At 71.0% G+C, this 14,066-nt stretch carries 15 protein-coding genes; 6 read left to right on the top strand and 9 right to left on the bottom strand.

Annotated elements, in window-relative coordinates; genetic code table 11:
* Positions 1-103 precede the first annotated feature (103 nt).
* Positions 104-847: a PaaX family transcriptional regulator C-terminal domain-containing protein gene (locus tag BZL64_RS22630; RefSeq protein WP_086771040.1), complete on the top strand. Its 744-nt coding sequence runs from the start codon at positions 104-106 to the stop codon at positions 845-847.
* Positions 848-969: 122 nt separating this feature from the next.
* Here the strand turns inward: BZL64_RS22630 and BZL64_RS22635 are convergent, their stop codons facing one another.
* Positions 970-1,776, bottom strand: coding sequence for a pectate lyase (locus tag BZL64_RS22635; protein ID WP_086771030.1), 807 nt, complete (start codon positions 1,774-1,776; stop codon positions 970-972).
* A 482-nt stretch (positions 1,777-2,258) separates the two neighbouring features.
* Here BZL64_RS22635 and BZL64_RS22640 point away from each other — a divergent pair, with 482 nt between their 5' ends.
* Together BZL64_RS22640 and BZL64_RS22645 are read left to right on the top strand one after the other, a co-directional pair.
* Positions 2,259-3,524, top strand: coding sequence for an extracellular catalytic domain type 1 short-chain-length polyhydroxyalkanoate depolymerase (locus BZL64_RS22640; protein WP_244205445.1), 1,266 nt, complete (start codon positions 2,259-2,261; stop codon positions 3,522-3,524).
* A 107-nt stretch (positions 3,525-3,631) separates the two neighbouring features.
* A complete protein-coding gene (locus BZL64_RS22645; protein ID WP_086771031.1) occupies positions 3,632-4,189 on the top strand; it encodes a DUF2087 domain-containing protein in 558 nt (185 codons plus the stop codon).
* Positions 4,190-4,202: 13 nt separating this feature from the next.
* Here the strand turns inward: BZL64_RS22645 and BZL64_RS22650 are convergent, their stop codons facing one another.
* Positions 4,203-5,282: an NADH:flavin oxidoreductase/NADH oxidase gene (locus BZL64_RS22650; RefSeq protein WP_086771042.1), complete on the bottom strand. Its 1,080-nt coding sequence runs from the start codon at positions 5,280-5,282 to the stop codon at positions 4,203-4,205.
* 118 nt (positions 5,283-5,400) lie between these two features.
* Between BZL64_RS22650 and BZL64_RS22655 the strand changes: the two genes are divergently transcribed.
* Positions 5,401-5,754, top strand: coding sequence for an ArsR/SmtB family transcription factor (locus BZL64_RS22655; RefSeq protein WP_086771032.1), 354 nt, complete (start codon positions 5,401-5,403; stop codon positions 5,752-5,754).
* Here BZL64_RS22655 and BZL64_RS22660 read toward each other — a convergent pair.
* Both BZL64_RS22660 and BZL64_RS22665 read right to left on the bottom strand, forming a co-directional pair.
* Positions 5,674-7,062: a nucleobase:cation symporter-2 family protein gene (locus BZL64_RS22660; protein WP_086771033.1), complete on the bottom strand. Its 1,389-nt coding sequence runs from the start codon at positions 7,060-7,062 to the stop codon at positions 5,674-5,676. The genes BZL64_RS22655 and BZL64_RS22660 overlap by 81 nt on opposite strands.
* Before the next feature lie 166 nt (positions 7,063-7,228).
* The gene (locus tag BZL64_RS22665; RefSeq protein WP_086771034.1) at positions 7,229-8,569 is read right to left on the bottom strand and encodes an FAD-dependent oxidoreductase; all 1,341 of its coding nucleotides are present in this window, start codon (positions 8,567-8,569) and stop codon (positions 7,229-7,231) included.
* A 150-nt stretch (positions 8,570-8,719) separates the two neighbouring features.
* Here BZL64_RS22665 and BZL64_RS22670 point away from each other — a divergent pair, with 150 nt between their 5' ends.
* Positions 8,720-9,277: a DUF6214 family protein gene (locus tag BZL64_RS22670; RefSeq protein WP_244205446.1), complete on the top strand. Its 558-nt coding sequence runs from the start codon at positions 8,720-8,722 to the stop codon at positions 9,275-9,277.
* 18 nt (positions 9,278-9,295) lie between these two features.
* Here BZL64_RS22670 and BZL64_RS22675 read toward each other — a convergent pair whose 3' ends face one another.
* Positions 9,296-9,958, bottom strand: coding sequence for a DUF305 domain-containing protein (locus BZL64_RS22675; RefSeq protein ID WP_244205443.1), 663 nt, complete (start codon positions 9,956-9,958; stop codon positions 9,296-9,298).
* Positions 9,959-10,158: 200 nt separating this feature from the next.
* On the opposite strand from BZL64_RS22675, the gene BZL64_RS22680 reads away from it, so the two are divergent.
* Positions 10,159-11,661, top strand: coding sequence for an LVIVD repeat-containing protein (locus tag BZL64_RS22680; RefSeq protein WP_086771036.1), 1,503 nt, complete (start codon positions 10,159-10,161; stop codon positions 11,659-11,661).
* On the opposite strand, the gene BZL64_RS22685 is transcribed toward BZL64_RS22680, so the two are convergent.
* From BZL64_RS22685 to BZL64_RS22700, 4 genes are all read right to left on the bottom strand, one after another.
* Positions 11,649-12,359, bottom strand: coding sequence for a TetR/AcrR family transcriptional regulator (locus BZL64_RS22685; protein WP_086771037.1), 711 nt, complete (start codon positions 12,357-12,359; stop codon positions 11,649-11,651). The two genes, BZL64_RS22680 and BZL64_RS22685, sit on opposite strands and share 13 nt — an antisense overlap.
* A gap of 238 nt (positions 12,360-12,597) precedes the next feature.
* A complete protein-coding gene (locus tag BZL64_RS22690; RefSeq protein WP_086771038.1) occupies positions 12,598-13,290 on the bottom strand; it encodes an HAD family hydrolase in 693 nt (230 codons plus the stop codon).
* Positions 13,291-13,300: 10 nt separating this feature from the next.
* Positions 13,301-13,822 (bottom strand): hypothetical protein, encoded by a 522-nt coding sequence (locus BZL64_RS22695; RefSeq protein ID WP_244205444.1) that lies wholly within the window; start codon positions 13,820-13,822, stop codon positions 13,301-13,303.
* A 22-nt stretch (positions 13,823-13,844) separates the two neighbouring features.
* The coding region (locus tag BZL64_RS22700; RefSeq protein ID WP_143663281.1) for a phosphatase PAP2 family protein at positions 13,845-14,066 on the bottom strand (222 nt) is incomplete at its 5' end.

Raw genomic sequence — 14,066 nt, forward strand, 5'->3', positions numbered from 1 at the left:
GGGTGCGGGGCTCTGCGTCCATGAGGGTCATGCCCCAATGTTGCATGCCTTCTACAGTCGCAGCAATAGTGCAACATCGATGGCGGACGTACAGTACGGTCTCATGCGCAGGAACGTGATCTCCGGGCCCGGAGAGGTGGAGCTGCCGCCGCTGTCGGCGCGGTCGGTGGTGCTGAGTCTGCTGCTCGGTATCCACCCGCCCGAACTGCCGGTGAAGGACCTCGTCCGGCTGGTGGAACCCTTCGGCGTCGGCGGCTCCACCCTGCGGGCCGCGCTCAGCCGGATGGTCACGGCGGGCGACCTGCGGCGCACCGGTTCCGTGTACGGCCTCAGCGAGCGCCTGCTGGAACGGCAGCGGAGGCAGGACGACGCCGTGCACCCGGCGACCCGGCCCTGGGGCGGCGACTGGGAGATGGCCGTGATCACCGCGACCGGCCGCGGCCCCGCCGAACGCGCCGAGCTGCGCACCGAGTTGACGCGCCTGCGCCTCGCCGAGCTGCGTGAGGGCGTCTGGCTGCGCCCCGCCACCTTGATCCGCCCCTGGCCTGCCGAACTCGACGACGTCACCCGGTCCTTCACCGCCCGACCGGACAGTCCCGCGGAGGAACTGACGGCCACGCTGTGGCCGTTGGGGGAGTGGGCCGCCGAGGGCCGGGCCCTGCTCGCGTACCTGGCGCGGGCCGATCGCCCCTCCGACCGCTTCACCGCCTTCGCGGCCGTCGTACGCCATCTCCTCGCCGACCCGGTCCTGCCCCCCGAACTGCTGCCGGCCGACTGGCCGGGCGCCGCGCTGCGCGCCGCCTACGCCGACTTCCAGCGGGAGGTGACGGTTCACGCGCACGCCTGACGGCCGGAGGAAGCGCGTGCGGGTCGCTTCCTCCGGCCGTCCGTGGGGGGAATCCCCGCCTGCGGGTGCTCGTCCTCCTGCTCGTGGGCGATCTGCTCGCAGGGGGTCCGCTCGTAGGCGGTCTACTTGTAGGTGATGTCCGAGCTGGAGTACTTGCAGTACGTGCCGTCGGCGTTCGAGCCGTTCGTCGTCGGCTCGTCACCGTCGTCGTTGCCGATGTACTTCTGGCAGGGGACGATCTTCTTGCTGGTGTCCCCGACGATGGTGATGCCCCGCAGGGTCGCGCTGTCGCCGTAGTTGGTGTTGATGCCGACGAGCTTGCTGCCCTTGTAGGTCACCTCGACGGTGTTGAGGTTGATCGTCCGCTTGTACTGCGTGGAGCAGTTGCCGCACGAGCGGATGAAGGTGCCGAAGTTCTTGACGGCGAAGTTCGAGACGTTCAGCGTCCCGGCGCCGTTGAACTGGAACACCTTGTCGCTGGCTTCCTTCGCTCCGCCGCCGACCACGTTGTAGACGTTGGACGAGGAGGAGCCGCGGAAGGTCGCCGCGTCCTCGCCGACGTCCTCCCACCAGACGTTCTGGAGTGTGCAGCTGCCCTTGCAGTGGATGCCGTCGGCGGCGGGCGCGCCGATGATGACGTTCTTCAGGACGGCGCCCGCGGCCAGTTCCAGGATCGGGCCCTGGTCCTCGTCCTGGCTGCCGCTGCCCAGGTCGCCCGTGCCGTACAGGCGCTTCATCCCGTAGTCCTTGGTTCCGGACACCGGGATGGTGGAGGAGACGCCCTGACTGCCGTTCGCGGTGGGCCAGGTGGCCGCGCTCGCCGGAGTGAGCGCTCCGCTGGTCATGATCATGCCAACCGCTAGGCCGAGGGCGGCCAGTGAGCCGGTCAACGCGCGCCCATGGGTGCGCAGGGGTGCTGGGGAAGTCATGTCCCGATGCCTTCTTCCAGGTGGGGGATGGTCGAAGCGTTCCGGTGGTCGCGCCCGAGGGATTGAGGACACAATCAACGGATCGCATATGTGAACATGGATTGTTCAGTTGAACGGTCCGTGCGCAGAGCGTGGACTGGGGTGGGTCAGAGTGAGCGGCTCGTCCACACTCCTGAACGGAAGGTAGGGGGCAAGCGCTTTCTAGTCAACGTTTCGCGCAGAAGGCATCCGGCCGTGGAGGTCGGCCGGTAAGTGTCTCGGGGTAAGCGCGTGGGAGCGCTTCCATGGCAAGCATGTGCATGCCACTATGCGTTTCGGGTGCCTCGGGTTCGGGCGCCTCCCGTCCGTTTCGGAGCCACGGACCGCCACGGGATCGATGCCCTGAGAACCCTCCTTCCGTGCACGAAGAGCCGCCCACAGAAGGGATCAGTGTGATCACCCCCGACTCCCCCAGGCGAGCGCTGCGCTCGGTACTCGCGGTGCTGGTGCTCCTCCTCACCGGCGCCCTCCTCGCCGTCCCCACCGCCTCCGCCCGCCCGCAGTCCGCCCCGGCCGCCGTTCCGCCCGCCACCCTCACCGAGGTCACCGGCTTCGGCGCCAACCCCAGCAACCTGCAGATGTACGTGTACGCGCCGGCCAATGTCACCGCCCACCCGGCCGTCCTCGTCGCCGTGCACTGGTGCGGCGGCTCGGGACCGGCCATGCACTCCGGCACCGAGTACGCCCAACTCGCCGACCGGTACGGCTTCCTGATCGTCTATCCGTCCGTCACCCGCGGCAGCAAGTGCTTCGACGTCTCCTCGCCGCAGGCGCTCAGGCGCGACGGCGGCAGCGACCCCGTCGGCATCAAGTCGATGATCGACTGGGTGAGCACCGCGTACGCCACCGATCCCGCGCGCGTGTTCGCCACGGGTATCTCCTCCGGGGCGATGATGACCAACGTCCTGCTCGGCGACTATCCCGACGTGTTCGCGGCGGGCGCCGCGTTCGCCGGGGTCCCGTTCGGCTGCTTCGCCACCACCGACGGCTCCGAGTGGAACAGCGCCTGCTCCGGCGGCACGGTGAACCGCACGCCGCAGCAGTGGGGCGACCTCGTGCGTGGTGCGTACCCCGGATACACGGGACCCCGGCCGCGCATGCAGGTGTGGCACGGCACCGAGGACGACGTGCTGCGCTATCCCAACTTCGGCGAGGAGATCGAGCAGTGGACCGAGGTGCGGGGGATCGGCCAGACCCCGGCCGCGACCGACTCGCCGCAGACCGGCTGGACCCGCACCCGCTACGGCTCCACCGGGGACCGGGCTCCCGTGGAGGCCATCAGTCTCCAGGGCGTCGGACACAACCTCTACGCGTGGGGCATGGCAGACAAGGTGCTCACCTTCTTCGGCCTGGACGCGGGCGGTGGACCGGGACCGGGCCCCGAGCCGGCCGGCGCCTGCAAGGTGACCGTGTCGACCAGTGCGTGGAACACCGGTCTGACCGCCTCGGTGACGTTCACCAACACCGGTACCGCCGCGGTGAACGGCTGGCGGCTCGGCTTCATCCTGCCCACCGGGCAGACCGTCACCAACGGCTGGGGCGCCACGTACACCCCGGCCTCCGGGACGGTGACGGCCACGAACGTGTCGTACAACGGCACGGTCGCACCGAACGCGAGCGTCACCCTCGGCTACCAGGCGAGCCATACGGGCGACAGCAGGGCGCCGTCCTCCTTCACGCTCAACGGGGCGCAGTGCACGGTGAGTTGACGCCGGTCGCCGCGGGACGGCGCGGAAATTCGCGGGCGGGGGAGCCGGTGGGCGACGTAGCGTCGCCGCGACCGGGGCCCCCGCCCCGGAGGGACGGAGACATACGTATGACGGCCGACGACGTGGTGAGGCTGTTCGCCGACGAGAGGCGGGTCCGGGTCTTCGCCGCCGTGGCGCTGGGCGCCACGAGCGCCGAGGAGATCGCCGAGCGGACCGGACTGGCGGCCAGGGACACCGTCGGCGCACTGCGCCGGCTGGAGGACCGACGGGTCGTCGTCCTCGGCCCCGACGGGCTCGCCGTGTCCTACGACCGCTTCCGGGACCTGGCCCGCACGGCGGCCGGGTCCGGCCCGCCCCAGGACCACGGCGGCGGGGACGAACGCGCCGAGACCGTGCTGCGGACGTTCGTCCGCGAGGGCCGGCTGGTGCGGCTGCCCGCCCAGTGGGAACGCAAGAAGCTCGTGCTGCGCCACCTCGCGGAGCGCAGCTTCGAGGCCGGCCGGGAGTACTCCGAGCGGGAGGTCGACGACCGGCTGCGCACCTGGTGCGAGGGCGGCGAGGCCGACCACGTCACGCTGCGCCGCCATCTCGTCGACCTGCATCACCTGGACCGGCAGGACGGTGTCTACCGCCGTTCGCCCGAGGACACCGCACTGCTCGGCTGACCGGGCCGCAGGCTCACACGGACCGGTGGTACTGGTCGGGCACCCGGACCTCGGCACCGGCCTCGCGTGCCGCCTGCCGCGCCCAGGAAGGGTTGCGCAGCAGCTCACGGCCGAGCAGTACCGCGTCGGCCTCGCCGTTGGCGAGGATCTTCTCGGCCTGCTCGGCGTCGGTGATCAGGCCCACCGCGGCGACGGGCATCGGCGTCTCGGCCTTCACCCGCGCGGCGAACGGCACCTGGTAGCCGGGGCCGACCGGGATGCGCACGCCGGAGGCGTTGCCGCCGGTGGACACGTCGAGCAGGTCCACGCCGTGCGCGTGCAGCTCACGGGCGAAGCGGACCGTCTCGTCGGGCGTCCAGCCGCCCTCCTCCAGCCAGTCGGTCGCGGAGACGCGGAAGAACAGCGGCTTGTCGTCGGGCCACACGGCCCGTACGGCGTCGACGACCTCCAGGGCGAAGCGCGTGCGGTTCTCGTAGGAACCGCCGTATTCGTCGGTGCGGTGGTTGGAGTGCGGGGAGAGGAAGTTGCCGATGAGGTAGCCGTGGGCGCCGTGGATCTCGGCGATCTCGAAACCGGCGGCGAGGGCGCGACGGGCCGCGTCCGCGAACTCGCCCACCACCTCCTCGATCTGAGTCTTCGTCAGCTCGGTCGGTACCGGATGCCCCTCGGCGAAGGGGATCGCGCTCGGGCCCACCGGCTGCCATCCGTGCGCCTGCGGACCGACGGGTGCCCCGCCCTTCCAGGGCCGGTCGGTCGATGCCTTGCGTCCGGCGTGGGCGAGCTGAATGGCAGGGACGGTGCCGTGCTCGACGAGGAAGCGGGTGATCCGGCGGAACGCCTCGACCTGCGTGTCGTTCCAGATGCCGAGGTCGTACGGCGAGATCCGGCCCTCCGGGGACACGGCGGTGGCCTCGACGATGATCAGGCCGGTGCCGCCCGTCGCGCGGGCCGCGTAGTGCGCGAAGTGCCAGTCGGCGGGGGTGCCGGTCAGCGGGCCCTCGGGCGCCGCCGAGTACTGGCACATGGGCGGCATCCACACGCGGTTGGGGATGGTCACGTCGCGCAGGGAGTAGGGCTGGAAGAGCGCGCTCACGGCGGACTCCATTCGTCACGGGGCCGGTGGTCGACTCGTACGATAGTCATCGTAGTACGTCGGATGTCAAACTACGAGGGATCTCGTACAATGGGGTTCCCGACGAAGTGGAGCCGCCGTGACCGCCCCCGCAGTGAGCAGTCGTGATCTTCCGCATCCGGGGCGCGAGGAGATCCGGCTGGAGGCCGTGCTGCACGCGCTCTCCGATCGGATGCGGCTGCGGATCGTGCGAGAGCTCGCCGCCGACGGCGACGAGCTGTCCTGTTCGCAGTTCGACCTGCCGGTCACCAAGTCGACGACCACGCACCACTTCCGGGTGCTGCGCGAGGCCGGTGTCGTCCGCCAGGTCTACCGGGGCACGGCCAAGATGAACGGCCTGCGCAAGGACGACCTAGACGACCTCTTCCCGGGGCTTCTCGACGCCGTCCTCGACTCCGCCGCCCGCGAGTCCCGCCGGCTCCGCGACGGGTGAACCCGCCTTCCCCGGAAGGTGGTTGAACAGCAGGTTCAGCACGATCGCGGTAACGCAGCCCGCGCTGATGCCGCTGTTCATCACCGTCTGGAACGAGTCGGGGAACTTCTCGTAGATCGTCGGCACGCCCACCGGCAGCACGCCCATCGCCACCGACACCGCGACCACGGTCAGATTGTGGTTGTCCTCGAAGTCGACCCGGGCCAGCGTCCGCAGGCCGCTCGCCGCGACCGTCCCGAACATCACCAGGCCCGCGCCGCCGAGAACCGGCGCCGGAACGGCCGCCACCACCGCGCCCAGCTTGGGCAGCAGGCCGAGTACGACCAGGATGCCGCCGGCCACGGCGACGACCCAGCGGCTGCGCACCCGGGTCATCCCCACCAGCCCCACGTTCTGCGCGTACGCCGTGTACGGGAAGGTGTTGAAGACGCCGCCCAGCACGGTCGACAGGCCGTCGGCGCGCAGTCCGTCGGAGAGGGAGCGCCGGTCGACCTTACGGCCGGTCATCTCGCCGACCGCGATGAAGTCACCGGTGGTCTCCGTCATGCATACCAGCGCCACGACCAGCATCGACATGATCGCCGACGCCTCGAAGGCGGGCGCCCCGAAGTGGAACGGCGTGCTGACACCGACCCAGTCGGCGTCGCCGACCCCGCCGAAGTCCGTGAAGCCGAAGGGTACGGCGACCGCGAGACCGACCACGATGCCGATCAGCACCGCGATCCGGCTCAGGAAGACCGGCGCGAACCGCTGCACACCCAGCACCACCGCCAGCACGAAGGCGGCGAGCGCGAGGTTCTTCGGCTCCCCGAAGTCCGACGAACCGGCCCCTCCCGCGGCCCAGTTGCCCGCGACCGGCAGCAGCGAGATACCGATGACCAGGATCACCGTGCCGGTGACGAGCGGCGGGAAGAACCGCAGCAGCCGGCCGAACACGGGCGCCAGCAGCACGATCGCCAGTCCGGCCACGATCACCGAACCGTAGATCGCGGGCAGTCCGCCGCCCGTCGTCCCGATCAGCACCATCGGCGACACGGCCGCGAACGTGCAGCCCTGCATGATCGGCAGCCGTACGCCGAAGCGCCAGAAGCCCACGCACTGGATGAGCGTCGCGATACCGCACACCAGCAGGTCCGCGGTGATGAGATACGCCAGGTCGGCGGGCGACAGCTTCATCGCGCCGCCCACGATCAGTGGCACGGCCACCGCGCCCGCGTACATCGCGAGCACATGCTGGAGGCCGAAGGCGGCCAACTGCCGTGCGGGTGGCACCTCGTCGACGGGATGAACGGGCGCGGACGTAGCCATGGGCACTCCAGAACGGCGGGAGAGGGGGACGGGAGCGGGCGGTGGGGGGTGTCGAGATCCGGACAGCACGAGACCGTACGAAGATTGAACAGTTTGTTGATTTCGTGGGCGTTGCCGCTGTGTGTCCCGTACAACGATCCAGTCGTGTGCCGTCCGGACAGGGCTCCTAGCCCCGGCCCGCCGCGGACCGCAGCGCCGGCCAGTCCGGGAGTTTCACCACGCCCCGCCCCAAAGAGGCGCCCCATGCCGCCTCGGCCCGCTCGATCGCCAGCCACCCGGCCCATCCGACCGGCTCGGCTCCGGCCTGCCGCAGCAGCGGGAGCGGGTCACCGGGCAGCTTCCGCCGGGCGAGCGCGGGGGAGTCCGCCAGCAGCGACGTCACCGTCTCCTTCGCGCACGGCCGGTTGGTGCCGATGACGCCGGTCGGGCCGCGCTTGATCCAGCCCGCCACGTACTCGCCCGGCGAGGGGGTACCCACGCGCAGCACCCGCCCCGCGAGCTGCGGCACCGTGCCCCGCTCCGCGTCGAACGGCAGCCCCTCCAGCGGCACTCCGCGATAGCCCACGGACCGCAGCACCAACTGGGCCCCGATCTCCTCGAACCGGCCGGTTCCCGTCACCCCGCCGTGCCCGTCGGGCGCGGTCCGCTCGAACCGCACGGCCTCCACCCGGCCTCCCTCACCGGCCAGCAGTTCGCCGGGCCGCAGGAAGAAGCGCAGATGGATGCGGCGCCGCAGACCCCGTCGTGGTCCGGCCGCCCAGCCGCGCAGCACCTCGATGTTGCGGCGCTGGGCCGCCGGCAGTGCGGACGGGTCGGCGCAGGCCGGGTCCAGCGCCAGTTCCGCCTCGTCGACGACTACGTCCGTGTCCGGCAGGGTGCCCAGTTCCCGCAGCTCCTTGGTGGTGAAGCGGGCCTGGGCGGGGCCGCGCCGCCCCACCATGTGGATGTCGGTCACCTCGCTCGCGGCCAGCGTCGTGAGCGCCGCCTGCGGTATGTCGGTCGGACTCAGCTCCGCCGCGCCGCGCGCCAGGATGCGCGTGACGTCCACGGCGACATTGCCCATCCCCACCACGACGGCGGACCGGGCGCCGGCCACGAAACCGTCGGCCGCGGCGTCCGGATGGGCGCTGTACCAGGCCACGAACTCCGTCGCCGAGAAGCTGCCCGGCAGTTCCTCGCCGGGGACCCCCAGCCGTCGGTCCGCCGCCGCGCCCACGCAGTACACCACCGCGTGGTACAGCTCCCGGAGCCTGTCCACGGACACCCCGTCCGCCCCGACCCGCACCCCGCCGAGGAAACGCACCCGCTCGTGTTCCAGGACCGTACGCAGGTTCTGCTGGAGCGACTTGATCTTCTCGTGGTCGGGGGCGACGCCGTACCGCACGAGTCCGTACGGGCAGGGCAGCCGGTCGAGGACGTCGACGAGCACCTCGGGGTCCTGCTGGACGAGGCTCTGGGCGGTGTAGACCCCACTCGGCCCGGAGCCGACGACGGCGACACGCAGCACGGTCGAACTCCTTACCCCAGGGGGACGCAGGAGAGCGCTGACGCTCCCAGCATGGCACCGCGGGGGCTCGGCTGACAGGGTGCCGTACGCCGATCGGGCGCGCGTGTCCGTTCGTAGGCAAAGTGATCATGCGGTTACTTTGCGTGTGTGATGGAAACATCGTTCCTCGATCTTTCCGGCCGCCGGGCCGAGGACGGCACGGTGTCGGTGCGGCCCGCCTGGGAGGTGCGGGAGGACGGCGAGCCGACGTCCTGGTACACCGTGCGGCTGGCGTTCCCCGACGAGGCGTTCGTCGAGGTGCTGGCGGTCGTGAGCACGCGGAGCGTCTCGGTCGAGGACGTCAGGGCCCGCCCCGCGCTCTCCCTGGACGACCTGACCGTGCTCGCGGAGTGGATCGAGGAACCGCTCGCCGAGTGGTGCGGCAGTGGCCGGGAGTCGCCGTCGGTGAAGGGGCCGGACGGGTCGGGCGGGCCGGCGGCGGGGATCGCGTCCGGGGGCTCCGGCGCCCGGCGGGCACGGCCCGTCCGGCCGCGCGGGATCGAGGGCCGCCGACTGGTCGCGGAGGAGTACCGTGCGGCGCAGGCCCGGGGAGCCGACCCCGTGCTCGCCGTCATGCGTACCACCGGGCACAGCAGGCGCAGATCCCTGAGCATGATCGCGCAGGCGCGCGACGACGGCCTCCTGACACCACGTCACGCACGCCGCTGAACGGGCCGGGCGGTGCCGTCAGAGCATCGCGCGCATCCGGGTGATCTCGGTCGTCTGTTCCGCGACGACGTCGTCCGCCATTTCCTCGATCCGTACGTTGTTCCCCTGCGCCTTGACGTCCGCGGCCATGGTGACGGCACCCTCGTGATGAGTGATCATCAAGGTCAGGAACAGCTGGTCGAAGGCCTTTCCGCTCGCCGCCCGCAGCTTCTTCAGCTGCGCCTCGGTCGCCATGCCGGGCATTCCGGCCGCCGCCGTGTGCTCGTGCCCGCCGCCCGTCGCGCCGTCGGCGCCGCCGCCCTTGCCGGAGTAGGTCGCAAGCCAGCTCTCCATCGCCTGGATCTCCGGACCCTGCGCGGCCGTGATCCGGGAGGCGAGGGCCTTGAGCTTCGCCGACTCGGCCTGTTTCGGGGCGAGTCCGGTCATCTCCAGGGCCTGACGGTGGTGCTCGATCATCATCCGGGCGAAGTCGATGTCCGCGGAGTTGGGGGTGTCGTCGTCGACGCGCTGTTCGGCCGCGTCCTGCGCGGAGAGCGTCCGGTTGGCCTCGCCCGGCTTTCCCGGCGCGATCACCGAAGGCCCGGCGGGCGCGGCCGAGCCGGTGTCGGAACCGGAGTCGCACCCCGTCAGGACCAGGGCGAACAGTGCGGCGGCGACAAAGGGCGCACGGCGGACGAACACAACGACCTCCAGCTGCCGGCGGGTTGAGAACCGGCCAAGGGTGAACGGACGGTCCCGGACCGCCCTGGTACGAGTCTGCGCCCTACTGATCGAAAACATTCATGACGAATGCGTTGCCGCCTGTTGATCTGTGCATGATGAAGACGATACTTCGGAGGACCGTGACCCGTTCCCCGTGAACGGCTACGAGGGAGGACGCAGTGATCCTGTTGAACGAATCCCGAACGCGGCACAGACGCCTGGGAGTTGCCGCGGCCTGTGCCGGACTCCTGGCCACGCTGCTCGCGGCGGTACCGGCCGCCGCGACCCCCGACCCGGGGGACGGCCCGGCCGTGGAACGCGAAGTGTCCCAGAACGCGCAGGCCGAGGTGGCCGAGGCCATCGCCGACGGCGAGATACCCGGCCAGGACGAGATCATCCACTCCGCCAACATCGAGCACCTCGCCAACATCCCCAAGGACGTGCTGCCCGGCACCAATTCGGACCTGGCCTTCCAGGGCAAGTACGCCTTCGCCGGCAACTACGACGGCTTCCGCGTCTTCGACATCAGCAACCCGAAGGCCCCGAAGACCGTCTCCCAGGTGCTCTGCCCCGGCTCGCAGAACGACATCTCCGTCTCCGGCGACCTGCTGTTCCTGTCCACCGACTCCTCACGCAGCGACAGCAGTTGCAACAGCACCACGCAGCCGGTGACCGAGAAGTCCTCCTGGGAGGGCATGAAGGTCTTCGACATCAGCGACAAGGCGAACCCCAAGTACGTCGCCGCCGTCGAGACCGCCTGCGGTTCGCACACCCACACGCTGGTGCCCGAGCGCAAGAACGTCTACGTCTACGTCTCGTCGTACTCGCCCAACGCGGCCTACCCCGACTGCCAGCCCCCGCACGACGGCATCTCGGTCATCAAGGTGCCGCGCAAGGCGCCGGAGAAGGCCGCGATCGTGAACTTCCCGGTCCTGTTCCCCGGTGAGGGTCCGGACGGCGGCGGCAACCCGGGCGGACCCACCAACCCCGGTGTCTCCAAGACGACCGGCTGCCACGACATCACCGTACTGCCGGACAAGGACCTGGCGGCCGGCGCCTGCATGGGCGACGGCATCCTGTTCTCGATCGAGGACCCGGAGAACCCGCAGATCATCGACCGGGTCCAGGACAACGTGAACTTCGCGTTCTGGCACTCGGCGACCTTCAACCAGAAGGCGAACAAGGTCGTCTTCACCGACGAGCTGGGCGGCGGCGGCGCGGCCACCTGCACCGCGGAGATCGGCCCGAACAAGGGCGCCGACGGCATCTACGACATCGTCGGCAAGGGCGACAAGCGCAAGCTCGTCTTCCGCAGCTACTTCAAGATCGACCGTCCCCAGGCGCCGACCGAGGTCTGTGTCGCGCACAACGGCTCGCTGATCCCGGTCAAGGGCAAGGACATCATGGTCCAGGCCTGGTACCAGGGCGGTGTCTCCGTCTGGGACTTCACCGACTCCGCCCGCCCGAAGGAGATCGCCTACTTCGAGCGCGGCCCGGTCAACACCGAGCGGCTGACGACCGCCGGCCCCTGGTCGGCGTACTACTACAACGGTTACATCTACTCGAACGACATCGCCAAGGGCTTCGACGTGCTGAAGATCCACGACCGGCGCACGGACCCGGCGAAGTACGTGCGACTGCCTGAACTGAACGTCCAGACGCAGCCGGACTACTTCGACTGATCGACGGGCATCGGCTCGTCCGCGGCGTGCCGCTGGTCCGCGGACGGCCGTCCCGTCGAGAAGAAACGCGAGCAATCGGTGTCACACGTCCCGCCGGGCGCCTCGGCGTCCGGCGGGACGCCCTGGTCCCAGTCGAGCCGGTAGCGCGCGAACAGCTCCGCCCGCAGCGGGGCGAGGGGCATGCCCACGTTCGGCAGGACCATCGCGTAGACGGCGCCCATGAGCAGGGAGCGCAGCATCGGATAGTCGGCGTCGACGTCCGGTGAGCCGTGCCGGGCCAGCGTGTCCCGCAGCAGTTCGGCCAGCCGCCGCTGCTCGGGGCACTGCACGAAGCCCTCCGCCTGGAGCAGCCCGGCCATGTGCTGGCGCATCAGCACCGTCCGGTCGCGGGCCAGTCCCAGGATCGCGTCGACGGCCCGCGCCATTCGCTCCCGGCCGTCCTCGGTGCGGGGCTCGCGCTCCAGCGCCTCCTCCAGCGTGCGGTGCATCAGCCGGTGCACGGCCGACTGCACCAGCTGGCGTTTGCCGGGGAAGTAGTACGACACCAGACCGCGGGCCGAGCCCGCCCGGTCCGCGATGTCGCCGAGCGTCGTCGCCTCGTACCCGCGCTCGCCCACCAGCTCGACGGCCGCCTGGAGGAACCGCTCCCGGGAACGCCGACGCAATTCTTCATTGACCGAGGCGCTGCGCGGGGACATGCTGTAACTCCTGCGTTGACTGGCTGCCAGCCAACTATACTCAGCGCAGCCCGGCCGGTTCCGTTTCGGAGGCGTACCGGGGCCGCCCGCTCTGGGCGACGCGGGGGATCGTCCAGAGTGGGCGTGCTACCTCCCCGATGGTGGCCTGAGGCTCCTTTTCGAGCGGTTCCCGTTCCGGTTCTGCTCTCTGAGGGCACCGCTCCCCCCATCGGTCGCCGCCCCGCCGGGCGGTGCGGGTTCACCCCACCAGGTCCAGCACCGGCAGCAGGCCGTCCGGCCGCTCGGCGGCCGGCAGATGGTCGACGAAGAACACCGAGCAGCCGAGGGCCGTCGCCCCGCCGTCGGCCGGCCGGCTGTCGCCGACCATCAGCGTGGCGCGCGGATCGGCGCCGAGCGCCGCGCACGCCGTCGCGAACAGCCGCGGATCGGGCTTCTGCACCCCGTGCTCGTACGACAGCACATACGTGTCGACATACGCGTCGAGGCCGTGCGCGCGGAACACCGGCCGCAGATCCCACCCGATGTTGCTCACCACACCCACCCGCACCCCGCGCTCGCGCAGGGTGCTCAGCACCTGGGGGGCGTCCGGGTACGGCGCCCACGCGGCCGGCTCCATGTGCCGGTCGTACAAGGCCTCGTGCAGGGCCGGGTCGGGCAGCGGCACCTGACGGGAGAGCCCGGTGTACGCGGCCCGGTGCAGGTCGGCGCTCTCGTCCCGCGCCTCCCACAGCCCGGCCAGCTCCTCGGGCACCCGCGCCGGAGACGCCCCGCCGGGCAGCGCACCGGCCGCCTCCAGCGCCCGCGCGGTCCGCGCCACCTCGCCCTCGGGCAGCACGGAACCGGCCGTGCGGAGGACGGTCCGCAGCCACGACTCGGCGGACTCGACGCGGAAGAGGGTGCCGGAGAAGTCGAACAGCACTGTGGAAGTCATGGACTTGATCCTAGGAAGGAGACGCGCCGAGGTTCCATGCCGCGGGAAGATCCGCGTCGCAGAACACGCAGACGAAGACGCCCTCGCGGACCACGTTGTTCTCCCGACAGCGCTCGCAGCGGCGGAACTCCAGCGCCTGCGTGAACCCCTCGGGGCGTGCGATGCCGGCGCGGTCCAGGGCGGCGGCGACGGCCGGCCAGGAGTCGGGGTCGGGGCAGTAGCCGGTGGACTGGTTGCTGACCTGATCCGCCCGCCAACCGCCGCCCGTCCGACGCAGGGTGACCTCCCCGGCGCCGAGAATCTCGCCACCGCCCGCGCAGGCGACATGCTCGCTGCGCCGGGGTGCCAGCCGCAGCAGCCCGTCGGGCCCGACGACGAAGGTGAACGTCTCCTCGCCGTCCTGCCAGGCCGCGGCCGTCCACGCGTCGAGATCGGCGGCCCGGCGGATCACCTGCCCCTCGGTCCCGGCGACGACCGCCTGCCGCAGCTCGGGCGGACCCACGTAGCCGTACCGGCGTCCCGGCGGGCTCACCGCCGCCACCGTGCAGGGGTCGTCACGGTCGCCACCGCACATGGGCCGCGATCGCCAGGGACACCAGCATCGCGCCCATGAGCCAGCCGCCGACGACGTCCGTGGGCCAGTGGACCCCCAGCCAGACGCGGGTCAGACCGACGCCCACCACCGAGACGAGCGCCACCGACATCGCCGTACGCCACAGGACGGGGCCGGCGCCGTGGCGGTGCAGGAGCCAGAGGAGGAGGCCCAGGACCACGGT

Source organism: Streptomyces bobili, assembly GCF_002154575.1.
Classification (GTDB): domain Bacteria; phylum Actinomycetota; class Actinomycetes; order Streptomycetales; family Streptomycetaceae; genus Streptomyces; species Streptomyces bobili.